This window comes from Massilia paldalensis, assembly GCF_044901715.1.
Lineage (GTDB): Bacteria > Pseudomonadota > Gammaproteobacteria > Burkholderiales > Burkholderiaceae_D > Telluria > Telluria paldalensis.
Map to the genome: position 1 here is coordinate 540,863 of NZ_JBJCIU010000002.1, position 15,319 is coordinate 556,181.

Annotated in this window: 13 protein-coding genes and 1 other RNA gene; 8 read left to right on the top strand and 6 right to left on the bottom strand. The window is 65.4% G+C overall.

Annotated elements, in window-relative coordinates; all coding sequences use genetic code 11:
- Positions 1–13: 13 nt before the first annotated feature.
- From ACI1V7_RS12170 to ompA, 6 genes are all read right to left on the bottom strand, one after another.
- Positions 14–1,201 (bottom strand): tyrosine-type recombinase/integrase, encoded by a 1,188-nt coding sequence (locus tag ACI1V7_RS12170; protein ID WP_404532016.1) that lies wholly within the window; start codon positions 1,199–1,201, stop codon positions 14–16.
- Positions 1,202–1,378: 177 nt separating this feature from the next.
- Positions 1,379–1,737: a transfer-messenger RNA gene (gene ssrA, locus ACI1V7_RS12175) on the bottom strand.
- Between the two features lie 111 nt (positions 1,738–1,848).
- Positions 1,849–2,427: a glycine zipper 2TM domain-containing protein gene (locus ACI1V7_RS12180; protein ID WP_404532017.1), complete on the bottom strand. Its 579-nt coding sequence runs from the start codon at positions 2,425–2,427 to the stop codon at positions 1,849–1,851.
- A gap of 275 nt (positions 2,428–2,702) precedes the next feature.
- On the bottom strand, positions 2,703–3,398 hold the full coding sequence (locus ACI1V7_RS12185; RefSeq protein WP_404532018.1) for an HAD family hydrolase: 696 nt from the start codon (positions 3,396–3,398) through the stop codon (positions 2,703–2,705).
- Positions 3,399–3,410: 12 nt separating this feature from the next.
- Positions 3,411–4,118 carry a bifunctional 2-polyprenyl-6-hydroxyphenol methylase/3-demethylubiquinol 3-O-methyltransferase UbiG gene (gene ubiG / locus ACI1V7_RS12190; RefSeq protein ID WP_404532019.1) on the bottom strand — a complete coding sequence of 236 codons (708 nt, stop codon included), beginning with the start codon at positions 4,116–4,118 and terminating at the stop codon, positions 3,411–3,413.
- A 200-nt stretch (positions 4,119–4,318) separates the two neighbouring features.
- Positions 4,319–5,026: an outer membrane protein OmpA gene (gene ompA, locus ACI1V7_RS12195; protein WP_404532020.1), complete on the bottom strand. Its 708-nt coding sequence runs from the start codon at positions 5,024–5,026 to the stop codon at positions 4,319–4,321.
- A 428-nt stretch (positions 5,027–5,454) separates the two neighbouring features.
- On the opposite strand from ompA, the gene gyrA reads away from it, so the two are divergent.
- From gyrA to cmk, 8 genes are all read left to right on the top strand, one after another.
- Positions 5,455–8,070 carry a DNA gyrase subunit A gene (gene gyrA, locus ACI1V7_RS12200; RefSeq protein WP_404532021.1) on the top strand — a complete coding sequence of 872 codons (2,616 nt, stop codon included), beginning with the start codon at positions 5,455–5,457 and terminating at the stop codon, positions 8,068–8,070.
- Positions 8,071–8,255: 185 nt separating this feature from the next.
- A complete protein-coding gene (locus ACI1V7_RS12205; RefSeq protein ID WP_404532022.1) occupies positions 8,256–8,813 on the top strand; it encodes a DUF2059 domain-containing protein in 558 nt (185 codons plus the stop codon).
- Positions 8,814–8,823: 10 nt separating this feature from the next.
- Positions 8,824–9,915 carry a 3-phosphoserine/phosphohydroxythreonine transaminase gene (gene serC / locus ACI1V7_RS12210; RefSeq protein ID WP_404532023.1) on the top strand — a complete coding sequence of 364 codons (1,092 nt, stop codon included), beginning with the start codon at positions 8,824–8,826 and terminating at the stop codon, positions 9,913–9,915.
- Positions 9,916–10,015: 100 nt separating this feature from the next.
- The gene (pheA, locus tag ACI1V7_RS12215) at positions 10,016–11,086 is read left to right on the top strand and encodes a prephenate dehydratase (protein WP_404532024.1); all 1,071 of its coding nucleotides are present in this window, start codon (positions 10,016–10,018) and stop codon (positions 11,084–11,086) included.
- A gap of 40 nt (positions 11,087–11,126) precedes the next feature.
- Positions 11,127–12,230: a histidinol-phosphate transaminase gene (gene hisC, locus ACI1V7_RS12220; protein ID WP_404532025.1), complete on the top strand. Its 1,104-nt coding sequence runs from the start codon at positions 11,127–11,129 to the stop codon at positions 12,228–12,230.
- Positions 12,231–13,139 (top strand): prephenate dehydrogenase, encoded by a 909-nt coding sequence (locus tag ACI1V7_RS12225; protein WP_404532026.1) that lies wholly within the window; start codon positions 12,231–12,233, stop codon positions 13,137–13,139.
- 8 nt (positions 13,140–13,147) lie between these two features.
- On the top strand, positions 13,148–14,479 hold the full coding sequence (gene aroA / locus ACI1V7_RS12230; RefSeq protein ID WP_404532027.1) for a 3-phosphoshikimate 1-carboxyvinyltransferase: 1,332 nt from the start codon (positions 13,148–13,150) through the stop codon (positions 14,477–14,479).
- An 83-nt stretch (positions 14,480–14,562) separates the two neighbouring features.
- The gene (gene cmk / locus ACI1V7_RS12235; protein ID WP_404532028.1) at positions 14,563–15,231 is read left to right on the top strand and encodes a (d)CMP kinase; all 669 of its coding nucleotides are present in this window, start codon (positions 14,563–14,565) and stop codon (positions 15,229–15,231) included.
- Positions 15,232–15,319: the final 88 nt, after the last annotated feature.

Here is a 15,319-nt window from a genome sequence, read left to right on the forward strand (position 1 = left end):
ATAAAGGACGGGTTTAAAGGTTTCGAATCTTGTCGAGATAGTTAGCCCATTCCTGCATCATTTCTCGGCGCGCCGGCAGGTGTGCTGTACGGTTGTAGGCCCGGCCGTTCGCATCGCGCACGGCGTGTGCCAGCTGATGCTCGATCAGGTCCGGACGAACGCCCAGGACTTCGTCCAGGATCGTGCGCGCCATCGCCCGGAAACCGTGGCCGCTCATCTCGTCCTTGGCGATGCCCATGCGCCGCAGCGCCGCCAGGACGGCGTTGTCGCTCATCGGCCGCGCCGCGGTACGCGCGCTGGGGAACACGTAGCGGCCGCCGCCGGTCAGGCCGTGAATCTCCTGCAGGACCGCCACGGCCTGCGCCGACAGGGGGACGATGTGGTCGAGACCCAGCTTCATGCGCGCGCCAGGGATGCGCCACTCGGCCGCGACCAGATCAATCTCGGCCCACTCGGCACCGCGAAGCTCACCAGGTCGCACGAAGACAAGCGGCGCGAGGCGCAGGGCACAGGACACGACGGCCGATCCCTTGTACTCCGCGATCGCGCGCAGGATCTGCGCGGCCTGGTCCGGATCCGTCACCGCGGCGAAGTGTTCGCCCTTGACCGGGGGCAGGGCGCCGCGCAGGTCGCCCGATGGGTCGCGTATGGCGCGGCCGGTCGCCACGGCATAGCGGAACACCTGGCCGCAGTTGCCGAGGGCACGGTGGGCCGTCTCAAGTGCACCCCGCGCTTCGATTTTACGGATGACGAGCAGCAATTCGGGCGCCGTGATGTCGGCAATGGGCCTGGCGCCCAGGTCGGGGAAGATGTCGCGCTCGAGCCGGCGAATGATCCGGCTACCATGCGCCTCGACCCAGTTGGGTGAGTGCTTCTCGTACCACTCGCGGGCAGTTAGCTCGAAACTGTTTGCGGCCTGCACCTGGCGCATCGCCTTCTGGGCCTTGCGGCTGTGGCTCGGGTCAATGCCGTCGACCAGCTGCTTGCGCGCGTCATCGCGCCGCTCGCGCGCGTCCTTGAGGCTGACATCGGGGTAGGTGCCGAGCGACAGCAGCTTTTCCTTACCCTCGAAACGGTACTTGAAGCGCCACCATTTACCGCCGGCCGGCGTAACGAGGAGGAAGAGCCCGCGCTCGTCGAATAGCTTGGTTGGCTTGGCGCCAGGCTTGGCGGTGCGTATGGTCGTGTCAGTCAGGGGCATGAGCGGGGTATCTTGGGGGTAGCAGTTTCCGGGGTACGCGATCTACCCCAGGACATACCCCCACATAGGTTCGGATGTCGTTGGACTATGTTAGCCCAAGATATACGACTCCCCATAGTAAAAAACCCGCCAGGAGGCGGGTTCTTGGACGTGGATAAACCACGTTGGATCGAATTTTGGTGGAGGCGGAGGGAATTGAACCCTCGTCCGCAAGCACTCTACAGACAGTTCTACATACTTAGCACTATCATTTAATTTAACCGGTACAACGGGGATGTGCACCCTGTGTACAAGCGAGTTACCTTAAGTTTCGGAATCAACACGGTAACCCAGTCGATTCCTAGCCTCTGTAAATGACTCTACTTGCCTTGCGGCCCACCCCAGAGGCGAGGTAGTGTAGAGCTAGCAGCGATTAAGCTGCGAGTGCGTACGAGTTATCGTTTGCAGTTATTGATTTCTGGATGTATTTACGAGGTAACCAGTCCTCGGTATGCCCTGCGCTGCTTTGCAACCCACGTCGAAACCAGGTCGCCCCCAGCTGAGGAAACTCCATTGTACTCCATAGCGGGCGCAAGTCCAGTCCTGCGGGCGTTCGAGATGTAACCAATCGTGATGATTGCGAACGCCCAGGGCCGGATGCGCGCCGTTCAGCGGTTCTGGTTGGCGATCTGGTTGCCCAGCATGCCGCCGCCGATGACGCCGGCGATCGTCGCCAGCTTGCGGCCGTTGCCGCTGCCGACCTGGTTGCCCAGCAGGCCGCCGACCACGGCGCCGGTGCCGATCGCCACGTAGTTCGGCTGGGCGGCGGGGCGGGGTTCGGCGTAGACCGGTGCGTCGTTCCGCACGTAGGTCGGCTGGTGGTAAGCGGGGCGCGGCTTCGGCGCGGTCTTGACCGGCACTTCCTTGATCACGGTTTCCTTGATGATCACCGGAGCCGGGGCCGGCTGGACGTTTGCCACCACCGGTTGGGCATAGCCCGCCGGCTGGGCATAAGCTGCCGGCTGGACATAGCCCGCAGGCTGCACGGCCTGCGGTGCGACGCCGGCGGCGGCGAGCGGCAGGGCAGGGGCCAGCTGTGCGGCGGCGACCGGGGTCTCGTTGGCGCCGCGCGAATTCGGCAGCAGGCCGGTGATCGCCGCGGTGCCGGCCAGGCTGACGACGATGACGGAGACGGCGGCGGCTGCCATCAGCGGGTGGATACGGGCGGTGGTCTTGATCGCTTCCATGTTCTGCTCCAGTTGCGGTGTGTTGTCGTGTGCAGCCAGATTAACGGTGACCACTTTGAAGAGCTAGACGATGGGCTGTATCAATCGTAAAGATGTGTAAGCTGGTTCGAAGACCGGTGCATACGACGGCGTGCGGTACAGCTCGTTCGCACGCACCCAAGCCAAAAATATGCAACTAATCGACAAGGGGAGCGACAGATAACGAAAAACGCGCCCACGGTGGGGCGCGCATCTGCAATCGGCTCAGGGAGAGAATGACGGGCTCGAGCCGCCGCTTACGCCACCCGCACCGCCTGCGCCACCTCGCGCAGCGTCGCCAGCAAGTGCTGCGGCGTGTCGAGCTGGTAGTCGGCGCCCCAAGTCGCCGGATCGATGGAACCGCAATAGCCCCAGTTGCAGGCCACCGTCACCATGCCGGCCGCGCGGCCCGCTTCGATATCGCGCAGGTCGTCGCCCACGTACCAGCACTGCGACGGCTCCAGATTCAGGCGGCGTGCTCCCTCCAGCAGCGGGGCGGGGTGGGGCTTCGGATGTGGCGTGGTGTCGCCGGACACGATGCAGCCGGCGTGCGCCAGGCCGATCTGCGGCACCAGGGGATTGGTGAAGCGTTCCGGCTTGTTGGTGACGATACCCCAGGCCATGCCGGCGGCGGCGATGCCGTCCAGCAGTTCGCCGATGCCGTCGAACAGCGTGCTGTGCACGGCCATCGCCGACTGGTAGCGGTCGAACCACGCGAGGCGCAGTTCTTCGTAGCCCTCGTCGCCCGGCGCCAGGCCGAAGGCGGCGCCGATCATGCCGCGCGCGCCGGCGGATGCCGTCGGGCGCAGGATCTCGTAGGGCGTCGGGTCCAGGCCGCGCTCGGTGCGCAGCCAGTTGACGGCGGCCGCGAGGTCGGGCGCGGTGTCGGCCAGCGTGCCGTCCAGGTCGAACAGGACGGCGCGTGGCGCCGGAAAGCGGGCAGGAAAGGTCATGAAGAAACGAGGTCAGAGCGGCTTGGAGCAGGCCACCATGTAGTTCACGCTGGTGTCCTGGTTGAGCGAGTAGATCTTGGTCAGCGGATTGTAGGTCAGGCCCTTCAAGCCGTCCACCAGCAAGCCCGCATCGCGCACGAAGCCGGACAATTCGGCCGGCGTGATGAACTTGGCGTAGTCGTGGGTCCCGCGCGGCAGCATGCGCAGCACGTATTCGGCGCCGATAACGGCGAACAGGTAGGACTTCGGATTGCGGTTCAGCGTCGAGAAGAACACCTTGCCGCCCGGCTTGGCCAGCGTGGCGGCGGCGCGCACGATCGCGGCGGGATCCGGCACGTGTTCCAGCATCTCCATGCAGGTGACGACGTCGTACTGGCCCGCTTCCTCGGCCGCCATGTCCTCGGCGGCGATCAGTTTGTAGCGCACCTCGACGCCCGATTCCAGGCTATGCAGGTCGGCCACTTTCAGCGCCTTCTTCGACAGGTCGATGCCCGTGACCTTGGCGCCCTTGCGCGCCATCGATTCGGCCAGGATGCCGCCGCCGCAACCGATGTCGATCACGTTCTTGCCGGCCAGCGGCGCGCGCGCGTTGATCCATTCCAGGCGCAGGGGGTTGATGTCGTGCAGCGGACGGAACTCGGACGTCGGGTCCCACCAGCGGTGGGCCAGCTCGCTGAATTTCTGGATCTCTAAAGGATCGGCGTTGGTAGTCGTAGTCATAGGTCAAATAATAGCGGAATTGCTGTGGAGCGAACGCGGGAATTTGTGAGAAGAACCGAGGCCCACCGTCGCCCCTGCGCAGGCAGGGGCCCAATGTCGCGAGCATGTTCGCAAACTTGGACCCCTGCCTGCGCAGGGGTGACGTAGTCGGGCAATAAAAAAACCCCGCCGCAGCGGGGTTTCGTTCGGCGAGGCCGGGATTACTTCTGGGTGCTGCGGGTACCGACGACTTCGATTTCCACGCGGCGGTTCTTGGCGCGGCCTTCGGCGGTCTTGTTGTCCGCGACCGGCTGGCTTTCACCCTTGCCTTCGGTGTAGATGCGGCTCGATTCCACGCCCTTGCCCTGCAGGTAGGCCTTGACGGCTTCGGCGCGGCGCACCGACAGCTTCTGGTTGTAGGCATCGGTGCCCACCGAGTCGGTGTGGCCGACGGCGATGATCACTTCCAGGTTGATGTCTTTCAGCTTCGAGACCAGGTCGTCCAGCGACGCCTGGCCGGCCGGCTTCAGGACGGCCTTGTCGAAGTCGAAGAAGGCGTCAGCCGAGTAGCTCACTTTTTCCGAGGTCGGGACCGGAGCCGGTGCGGTGACCGGAGCCGGGGCTTCCGGAGCCGGTGCTGCCGGCGGCGGCGGGGCGACGCACTTGCCGTTTTCCAGGCGTTCCGGCTCGACGCACAGCGGCGCGTCGCAGCCCGGGACCGCGTCGGCCGGGGTCCAGTAGCCGGTGCGCACGCACAGACCGAAAGGAGTGCGGACGATCACGCCGCGGGCGTCCTGCACGTAGGCGCTGTACGGCTTGTTGGCCTGGATGTCGGTCGACAGAGGCGCGTACGGCGGTGCGCTCTGCGCGTAGACGCTGCCGGCCATCGCTGCCGTGGCTGCGAACACGAGGGTTGCCAATTTATTCATATTTTTTCTTCCTTTCGGTAAAATCTTCGCGATGCGAAACCGCACGTCAGTAGTTGTCGATCATGTCGACGCCATTACGCGAGCGCATTGTGTGAGCAGAATATTAACATCTGCCCGGGCCGGTTTGTTTCGCATTGTGAAACAAGCAATTAACTTCTCGGCCATTTTGCCACACACACACCATCCGTACGACCAACGCCTGCTTAATTACGGTGCACGCGTTTGGCCTCGTTGTTTCTGCGCAACAACGTGTTGTGAACAGCGTGCAAGCTTGACGAAGGTTTATGACAAGCATGTGTCAAACCGTTAATTGTGCGCTTTCGGTATCGGGCGGGGCTTGCCTGGAAAATGTGCTGCTGGTATAGCGCGCGTGGTAAAATCATGGGCTTGAAATCCACAATCACAGCCTGAAAGCAGTCGACCCGCCAATGGATCAATTCGCAAAAGAAACAGTTCCAATTTCCCTGGAAGAAGAGATGCGCAAGAGCTACCTCGATTACGCGATGAGCGTGATCGTGGGCCGTGCTCTGCCGGATGTGCGCGACGGCCTGAAGCCCGTGCACCGCCGCGTGCTCTACGCCATGCACGAGATGAACAACGTGTGGAACCGGCCTTACCTGAAGTGCGCCCGCGTGGTCGGCGACACGATGGGTAAGTACCACCCGCACGGCGACGCGTCGATCTATGACACCCTGGTGCGCATGGCCCAGGACTTTTCGCTGCGCTACACCCTGGTCGACGGGCAGGGCAACTTCGGTTCGATCGACGGCGACTCCGCCGCCGCGATGCGTTACACCGAGTGCCGCCTGGACAAGATCTCGAATGAACTGCTGGCCGACATCGACAAGGACACCGTCGACTTCCAGCCGAACTACGACGGCAAGGAAAAGGAGCCGACGGTCCTGCCGACCAAGATCCCGAACCTGCTGATTAACGGCTCGTCCGGCATCGCGGTCGGCATGGCCACCAACATCCCGCCGCACAACCTGTCCGAAGTCATCGCCGGCGCGCTGCACGTGCTCGCGAACCCGGACTGCACCATCGACGAACTGATCGAGCTGATCCCGGCCCCGGACTTCCCGACCGCCGGCATCATCTATGGCGTCTCGGGCGTGCGCGACGGTTATCGCACGGGCCGCGGCCGCGTGGTGATGCGCGCCAAGACCCACTTCGAGGAGTACGGCAAGGACGGCGGCCGCATCGCGATCATCGTCGACGAGCTGCCGTACCAGGTCAACAAGAAGTCGCTGCTCGAGCGCATCGCCGAGAACGTGCGCGACAAGAAGCTCGAAGGCATTTCCGATATCCGCGACGAGTCCGATAAATCGGGCATGCGCGTCGTCATCGAACTGAAGCGCGGCGAAGTGCCGGAAGTGGTGCTGAACAACCTGTACAAGCAGACCCAGCTGCAGGACACCTTCGGCATGAACATGGTCGCGCTCGTGAACGGCCAGCCCAAGCTGCTGAACCTGAAGCAGATGCTGGAAGCGTTCCTGTCGCACCGCCGCGAAGTGGTCACGCGCCGCACCGTGTTCGAACTGCGCAAGGCGCGCGAACGCGGCCACATGCTGGAAGGCCTGGCCGTCGCGCTGGCGAACATCGACGACTTCATCGCCATCATCAAGGCCGCGCCGACCCCGCCGGTCGCCAAGACGGAACTGATGCAGCGCGCCTGGGATTCGTCCCTGGTGCGCGAGATGCTGACCCGTACCGAGATGGGCGCCTCCGGCGGCATCGAGGCCTTCCGTCCGGAGCACTTGCCGAAGCACTACGGCATGCAGGCCGACGGCCTGTACAAGCTGTCCGACGAGCAGGCCCAGGAAATCCTGCAGATGCGCCTGCAGCGCCTGACCGGCCTGGAGCAGGACAAGATCGTCAACGAGTACAAGGAAGTGATGGCCCACATCGCCGACTTGCTCGACATCCTGGCCCGCCCGGAACGCGTCACCAGCATCATCACGGACGAGATGGGCCAGATCCGTGCCGACTACACCGAGAACGGCAAGGACACGCGCCGCTCGGCCATCGAGCACAACGCGTCCGACCTCGATACGGAAGACCTGATCACGCCGCAGGACATGGTGGTCACGCTGTCGCACACGGGCTACATGAAGTCGCAGCCGATCTCCGAGTACCGCGCCCAGAAGCGCGGCGGCCGCGGCAAGCAGGCCATGGCGACCAAGGACGAGGACTGGATCGACCAGCTGTTCATCGCCAACACGCACGACTACATGCTGTGCTTCAGCAACCGCGGCCGCATGTACTGGCTGAAGGTGTGGGAAGTGCCGCAGGGTTCGCGCAACTCGCGCGGCAAGCCGATCGTGAACATGTTCCCGCTGCAGGACGGCGAGAAGATCACCGTGATCCTGCCGCTGTCGGGCGAGAACTCGAGCTTCCCGGAAGACCACTACGTGTTCATGTCGACGAGCCTGGGCACCGTCAAGAAGACGCCGCTGAAGGACTTCAGCAACCCGCGCAAGGCCGGCATCATCGCCGTCGACCTGGACGAGGGCGACTTCCTGATCGGCGCCGCGCTCACCGACGGCAAGCACGACGTGATGCTGTTCTCGGACGCCGGCAAGGCCGTGCGCTTTGACGAGAACGACGTGCGCCCGATGGGCCGTACTGCGCGCGGCGTGCGCGGCATGAACCTGGACGAAGGCCAGAACGTGATCGCGCTGCTGGTGGCCGAGAACGAGCACCAGTCGGTGCTCACCGCCACCGAGAACGGCTTCGGCAAGCGCACCCCGATCGCCGAGTACACCCGCCACGGCCGCGGCACCAAGGGCATGATCGCGATCCAGACGACGGAGCGCAACGGCAAGGTCGTCGCCGCCACGCTGGTCGAGGAAGCCGACGAGATCATGCTGATCACGACCGGCGGCGTGCTGATCCGCACCCGCGTGGCCGAGATCCGCGAGATGGGCCGCGCCACCCAGGGCGTGACGCTGATCGCGGTCGAGGACGGCACCAAGCTGTCCGGCCTGCAGCGCGTGGTCGAGACCGACCTCGAGGAAACCGAGCTGGAGCCGGCGCCGGAATAAGCGCCGTCATCTTCCTCCCCAAAGCCGCGGAGCGCGCCAGCGCCTGCGGCTTTTTTCGTTTTCGGCAGATGCGTTTATTCGGTCCGCATGGAGGGTGGCCGCCGAAAAACGCACCAGGAAGAGGATTTTTTGCAAGTTTCGTGCGAAAATCGGAGTTCCCCGCACCGCCACCTCCAAGGACATCCGTGAAAAACGCCATCGTCGCCATCGCTTCCGCCATCCTCGTGACCTGCGCTCCCGCGTTCGCGCAGACCGGCGCGCCGCTGCCGTCCGCCGATCCGCAAGTGGTCGAGGCGACCAAGAAGATGCTGGAGACGATGCGCGTGCGCGAGACGATGGCCACCGCCTTCCAGCAGGTCGAGCAGCGCATGCCGGCGCAGATGGCGCAATCGGTCGCCGCCGCCGTCAAGAACAATCCCAAGCTGGACGAGAAGCAGAAGGCCGAGGCGCTCAAGAAGTTCCAGCAGGACGCGCCGAAGATGCAGGCGCGCCTGCACGCCGTCTTCGCCGATCCGACCCTGATCGACGACATGGTGAACGAGATGGTGCCCGTGTACGCGGAGACCTATACGCTCGACGAGATCCGCCAGCTGACCGCCTTCTACGCGTCGCCGCTGGGCCAGAAGATGCTGGCCAAGATGCCCCAGCTGATGGGCCGCAGCATGGAGATCGGCAACCGCGTGATGGCGCCGCGCATGGAGAAATTCATGGCCGAGAGCATGCAAGACGTCACCGGCAAGTAAGGAAGCAGCTTTGACGAACCAGGTATTCAATTTTTCCGCCGGCCCCGCCGTCCTGCCCAAGGAAGTGCTGCGGCAGGCCGCCGACGAGATGCTCGACTGGCACGGCAGCGGCATGTCCGTGATGGAGATGAGCCACCGCGGCCCCGAATTCATCGCCATCCACCGCCAGGCCGAAGCGGACCTGCGCGAACTCCTCGCCATCCCGTCCAACTACAAGGTGCTGTTCCTGCAGGGCGGGGGACTGGGCCAGAATTCCCTCGTGCCCCTGAACTTGCTGGGCCGCAAGCCCCAGCCCGCGACGATCGACGTCGTCCACACGGGCTCGTGGTCGGGCAAGTCGATCCAGGAAGCGCGGCGCTACGCCAACGTCAACGTCGCCGCGTCGGGCGAGGCGAACGGCTTCACGGCCGTGCCGGCGCAGGACGAATGGCAGTTGACGCCCGACGCCGCCTACCTGCACGTGTGCACCAACGAGACCATCGACGGCGTCGAGTTCGACTTCGTGCCGACCGCACAAGGCGACGTGCCCCTCGTAGCCGACATGTCCTCCCACATCCTGTCGCGCGCCGTCGACGTGGCGAAGTACGGCGTGATCTTCGCCGGCGCCCAGAAGAACATCGGCCCGGCGGGCCTGACGCTGGCGATCGTGCGCGACGACCTGCTCGACAGCGCGCTGCCCATCTGCCCCGGCGTGTTCAACTGGCGTGCCGTGGCCGACGCCGACTCCATGCTCAACACGCCGCCGACCTATGCGATCTACATCGCCGGCCTCGTGTTCGCGCACCTGAAGAAAATGGGCGGCGTGGCCGAGATGGAGCGCCGCAATATCGAGAAGGCGCGCCTGCTGTACGCGGCGCTGGATGCCGACGATTTCTACGAGAACCGCGTGGCGCCGGCCAACCGGTCGCGCATGAACGTACCGTTCTACCTGCGCGACGAATCCCTGAACGACCAATTCCTGGCCGGCGCCAAGGCGCGCGGGCTGCTGCAACTGAAGGGCCACAAGTCCGTCGGCGGTATGCGGGCATCGATCTACAACGCGATGCCGATCGAGGGCGTGCAAGCCCTGGTCGATTATTTGAACGAATTCGCGGGCCGTTGATATCAACGGTGCGGTGGGCACGTAGTGCCCACCCTACGCAATAGGTCAACGCCAGTAGGGTGGGCACTACGTGCCCACCATGCATGCATCAATACATACCATGACAGACAAACTGAAACCCCTGCGCGACCGGATCGATGCGATCGACGCGCAAATCCTCGATCTCCTGTCCCAGCGCGGCAAGGTCGCCCAGGAAGTCGGCCACGTCAAGGCCGAGACGAAGGCACCCGTGTTCCGTCCCGAACGCGAAGCGCAGGTGCTGCGCGGCGTCGCCGAGCGCAATCCCGGCCCGCTGCACGACCGCGACGTGCAGACCATCTTCCGCGAGATCATGTCGTCCTGCCGCGCGCTGGAAAAGCGCGTCACCGTCGCCTACCTCGGCCCCACCGGCACCTTCAGCGAGCAGGCCGTGTTCCAGCAGTTCGGCAGCGCCGTCGAAGGCTTGCCCTGCATCTCGATCGACGAGGTGTTCCGCGCCACCGAGGCCGGCACCGCCGACTACGGCGTCGTGCCCGTCGAGAATTCCTCGGAAGGCGCGATCAACCGCACGCTCGACCTGATGCTGGCCACCACGAGCATCATCAGCGGCGAAGTGTCGATCCCCGTGCACCACAGCCTCATGACCAGCACGGGCAGCATGGATGGCGTGACCGTCGTGTGCGCCCATTCGCAGGCGCTGGCCCAGTGCCAGGTGTGGTTGAACCAGCATTATCCGCACCTCGAGCGCCGCGCCGTGGCGTCGAACGCGGAAGCGGCCGTGCTCGCGAGCCAGGACCCGACCGTCGCCGCGATCGCCAGCGAGATGGCGGGCGAGCAGTACAAGCTGGGCGTCGTCCAGGCCCACATCCAGGACGACCCGCACAACCGCACCCGCTTCGTCGTGATCGGGCGCCAGGCCACGGGCCGCTCGGGCCAGGACCGCACCTCGATCGTGCTGGCCGTGCCGAACAAGGCGGGCGCCGTGTACAACCTGCTGGCGCCGCTGGCCAGGCACGGCGTGTCGATGACGCGCTTCGAATCGCGCCCGGCCCGCGTCGGTACGTGGGAGTACTACTTCTACGTCGACATCGAAGGCCACCTCGACGATGCACCGGTCGGCCTCGCGCTGGGCGAGCTGAAAGCGAATGCCGCCTTCTTCAAAGTGCTCGGCTCCTATCCGGTCGGCCTGTAAGCTTCACGAACCATTTTCAGAAAACGCTAGAGAGCATCCCATGTCGCAATTCGGTCCAGACTACATCCGTGCCATCGCCCCCTACCAGGCAGGCAAGCCCATTTCCGAAACCGCCCGCGAATACGGGCTCGAGGAAGCCAGCATCGTCAAGCTGGCGTCCAACGAGAATCCGTTCGGCATGCCGGAATCGGCCAAGGCCGCGATGATCGCGGCGGCCGCGGAGCTCGGCCGCTATCCGGACGCCAACGGCTTCGAGCTGAAGGCCGCGCTGGCCAAGCGCTACGACGTGCCGGCCGAGTGGATCACGCTCGGCAACGGCTCCAACGACATCCTCGAGATCGCCGCGCACGCCTTCGTGCGCACGGGCGAATCGGTCGTGTTCTCGCAATACGCGTTCGCCATCTACGCGCTGGCCGCGCAGGGCGTCGGCGCGCGCGGCATCGCCGCCCCGGCGAAAGGCTTCGGCCACGACCTGGACGCCATGCTGGCCGCCATCGCGCCGGATACGCGCCTCGTCTACGTCGCCAACCCCAACAACCCGACCGGCACCTTCATTCCCGCCGCCGAGATCCAGGCCTTCCTGGACAAGGTGCCGGCCCATGTCGTCGTCGTGCTGGACGAGGCCTACAACGAATACCTGGAAGCGAAGGACCAGTTCGAGTCGACCCAGTGGGTGCGCAAGTACCCGAACCTGATCGTCTCGCGCACCTTCTCCAAGGCCTACGGCCTGGCCGGCCTGCGCGTGGGCTTCGCCATCGCGCAGCCGGGCGTGACGGACCTGATGAACCGCGTGCGCCAGCCGTTCAACGTCAACTCGCTGGCCCAGGCGGCCGCCATCGCCGCGCTGAACGACAAGGCCTTCCTGCAAAAGGGTTTCGAGAACAACCGCGTCGGCTACGCGCAGCTGGTCGCCGCGTTCGAAGAGCTCAAGCTGGAGTACGTGCCGTCCTACGGCAACTTCGTGCTTGTGAAGGTGGGCGACGACGATGGGGCCGGCAGCCGCGTCAACGTGGCGCTGCTCAAGCAGGGCGTCATCGTGCGTCCGGTCGGCGCCTACGGCCTGCCGCAATGGCTGCGCATCTCGATCGGCTTGCCGGAAGAGAACGCGGCGCTGATTGCGGCACTGAAGAAGGCGCTGGCCTGAATGTTCGATAAAGTCGTCATCGTCGGCGCCGGCCTGATCGGCGGGTCGTTCGCGCTGGGCCTGAAGGCGGCCGGCGCCGTGCGCACCGTCGTCGGCCTGGAGCGCTCGCCGCAGGCGCTGGCCCGTGCCCTGGAGCTCGGCATCGTCGACGAGGCCGCGACCGATCCCGGCGCCGCGCTGGCCGGCGCCGACCTGGTGCTGGTGGCGGCGCCCGTGGCGCAGACGGCGGCCATCCTGGCATCCCTGCTGCCGCATCTCGATGCCCACACCATCGTCACCGACGCCGGCAGCACCAAGTCGGACGTGGTCGCGGCCGCGCGCGCCGTGCTGGGCGAACGCATCGGCCAGTTCGTGCCGGGCCACCCGATCGCCGGGCGCGAGTCGAACGGGCCGGACGCCGCCATCCCCGACCTCTACCGCGGCAAGAAGGTGGTCTTGAGCGCGCTGCCCGAGAATGACGGGGCCGTCGTGGCGCGCGTGGCCGAGGCCTGGCGCCGCTGCGGGGCGATCATCCACATGCTGTCGGCCAAGGAGCACGACCGCGTGTTCGCCGCCGTCAGCCACCTGCCGCACCTGCTCGCCTATGCGCTGGTGGATGACATCGCGAACAAGCCCCACGCCGAGCTGCTGTTCCAGTACGCGGCCAGCGGCTTTCGCGACTTCACCCGCATCGCCGGCTCATCGCCCGAGATGTGGCGCGACATCAGCCTCGCCAACCGCGATGCGCTGCTGGGGGAACTCGATGCCTACGTGGCCCAACTAAGCAATCTGCGCACCCATCTCGCCGCGGCCGACGGCCCGGCGCTGGAAGCGGTGTACGCCAATGCCCAGCGTGCCCGTTGCGCGTGGATCGAAGCGATCGAAGCCGCGGAGCAGCCGCCGGCCGCCGCACAAGAATCAGGACAATGAGTCGCCAAATGACACAAGCAAAACACTACCCGCAGCACATCGACCTGGAACCCGTCATGCGCGTGGCCGGCACGGTGCGCCTGCCGGGTTCGAAGAGCATCTCCAACCGCACGCTGCTGCTGGCGGCGCTGGCCGAAGGCACGACCACGATCCACGACCTGCTGGCCTCGGACGATACCCTCGTCATGCTGCAGGCGCTGCACGCGCTCGGCATCCGCTGGGAGCAGCTGGACGAGCGCACCCACGTCGTGCACGGCGCCGGCGGCAAGCTGCCCGTGCACGAGGCCGACCTCTTCATGGGCAATGCCGGGACCGCGATCCGTCCGCTGACGGCGGCGCTGGCCGTGATCGGCGGCGACTACACGCTGCACGGCGTGGAGCGCATGCACGAGCGCCCGATCGGCGACTTGGTCGACGCGCTGAACGAGGTCGGCGCCCAGATCGAGTACACGGGCAACCCCGGCTATCCGCCGCTGCGCATCCGCCGCGGCCACATCGTCGCCAACCGCATGGCCGTGCGCGGCAACGTGTCGAGCCAGTTCCTGACGGCCCTGCTGATGGCGGCGCCGCTGATGGCGAAGGACCACGCGATCACCATCGACGTGGTCGGCGAACTGATCTCCAAGCCGTACATCGAGATCACGCTGAACCTCATGCGCCGCTTCGGCGTGACGGTCGACCAGGACGGCTGGTCCTCGTTCACCGTGCAGCCGGGCCAGCAGTACCGGACGCCGGGCAGCATCCACGTCGAGGGCGACGCCTCGTCCGCCTCCTACTTCCTGGCCGCGGGCGCCATCGCCGGCGGCCCCGTGCGCGTGGAAGGCGTGGGCAAGGACTCGATCCAGGGCGACGTGCGCTTCGCCGACGCGCTCGAGCGCATGGGCGCCACCATCACCCGTGGCGACAACTGGATCGAGGCGACGTCGAATGGCGTGCTGAAGGCCATCGACGCCGACTTCAACCACATCCCGGATGCCGCCATGACGATCGCCGTGGCCGCGCTGTACGCCGGCGGTACGAGCACGCTGCGCAATATCGCCAGCTGGCGCGTGAAGGAAACGGACCGCCTGGCGGCGATGGCGACGGAACTGCGCAAGGTGGGCGCGACGGTGGAGGAGGGGCTGGACTACATCAGCGTCACGCCGCCGGAAGAACTGCTGCCGGCCACCATCGACACCTACGACGACCACCGCATGGCGATGTGCTTCTCGCTGGCGTCGCTGGACGGCAAGGCGCGGCGCGGCAACGCGATGCGCATCAACGACCCGAAATGCGTGGCCAAGACCTTCCCGGATTATTTCGAAACGTTTGCCGGGATCGCCAAGGACGAATTATTCTGACGGGGGCGATCGATGCCGGGGGCATCGATCACAATGCCGCCACCGTATCCGTATGACCAAATCGGTCAATCAACCATAAACACATGCCGAATTCGAACATTCCCGTCATTACCATCGACGGCCCGACCGCCTCGGGCAAGGGCACGGTGGCCCACAAGGTCGCCGACCACCTGGGCTTCCACCTGCTGGATTCCGGCGCCCTGTACCGCCTGACGGCGCTGTCCGCCATCCGCCGCGGCATCGACCTGGCCGACGAGCATGCCGTCTCCAAGGTGGCCGAACACCTGCAGGTGCGCTTCAACGGCACCCACATCTACCTGGGCACGGAAGACGTCGCCCATGCGATCCGCGCCGAGCAGGTCGGCAATACGGCGTCCAGGATCGCGGCGCTGCCGGCCGTGCGCCAGGCGCTGTATGGCCTGCAACTGAGCTTCCGCCAGACCCCCGGCCTGGTGGCCGACGGGCGCGACATGGGCACCGTGATCTTTCCTACTGCCCAGCTGAAAGTGTTCCTGACAGCAAGTGTTGAGGCACGTGCGCAACGCCGGTATAAGCAATTGATTGACAAAGGTTTTTCTGCTAATATGGACGATCTGCTGGAAGATTTGCAGTCCCGCGATGCGCGCGATACCCAGCGCGCCGTGGCACCGCTGGTCCCGGCAGAAGGGGCGCACATCCTCGATACATCGGCCATGACGGCCGACGCAGCGGTCGAACAGGTCCTTGCCTGGTACCGCGCGCTCGGGGGCTGACGCTCCGCAGATGGTGCCCCGGAACGGTTTCCGGGGCGTGTTTCAACCTGACCCAGTTCAGATCGCGTTTAGTCGGTCTGCTGGCTAA

Excerpts from the sequence above, each read along its gene's own strand:
- ACI1V7_RS12170 (WP_404532016.1), bottom strand. The coding sequence starts at position 1,201 with ATGCCCCTGACTGACACGACCATACGCACCGCCAAGCCTGGCGCCAAG.
- ACI1V7_RS12180 (WP_404532017.1), bottom strand. The coding sequence starts at position 2,427 with ATGGAAGCGATCAAGACCACCGCCCGTATCCACCCGCTGATGGCAGCC.
- ACI1V7_RS12185 (WP_404532018.1), bottom strand. The coding sequence starts at position 3,398 with ATGACCTTTCCTGCCCGCTTTCCGGCGCCACGCGCCGTCCTGTTCGAC.
- ubiG (WP_404532019.1), bottom strand. The coding sequence starts at position 4,118 with ATGACTACGACTACCAACGCCGATCCTTTAGAGATCCAGAAATTCAGC.
- ompA (WP_404532020.1), bottom strand. The coding sequence starts at position 5,026 with ATGAATAAATTGGCAACCCTCGTGTTCGCAGCCACGGCAGCGATGGCC.
- gyrA (WP_404532021.1), top strand. The coding sequence starts at position 5,455 with ATGGATCAATTCGCAAAAGAAACAGTTCCAATTTCCCTGGAAGAAGAG.
- pheA (WP_404532024.1), top strand. The coding sequence starts at position 10,016 with ATGACAGACAAACTGAAACCCCTGCGCGACCGGATCGATGCGATCGAC.
- hisC (WP_404532025.1), top strand. The coding sequence starts at position 11,127 with ATGTCGCAATTCGGTCCAGACTACATCCGTGCCATCGCCCCCTACCAG.
- ACI1V7_RS12225 (WP_404532026.1), top strand. The coding sequence starts at position 12,231 with ATGTTCGATAAAGTCGTCATCGTCGGCGCCGGCCTGATCGGCGGGTCG.
- aroA (WP_404532027.1), top strand. The coding sequence starts at position 13,148 with ATGACACAAGCAAAACACTACCCGCAGCACATCGACCTGGAACCCGTC.
- cmk (WP_404532028.1), top strand. The coding sequence starts at position 14,563 with ATGCCGAATTCGAACATTCCCGTCATTACCATCGACGGCCCGACCGCC.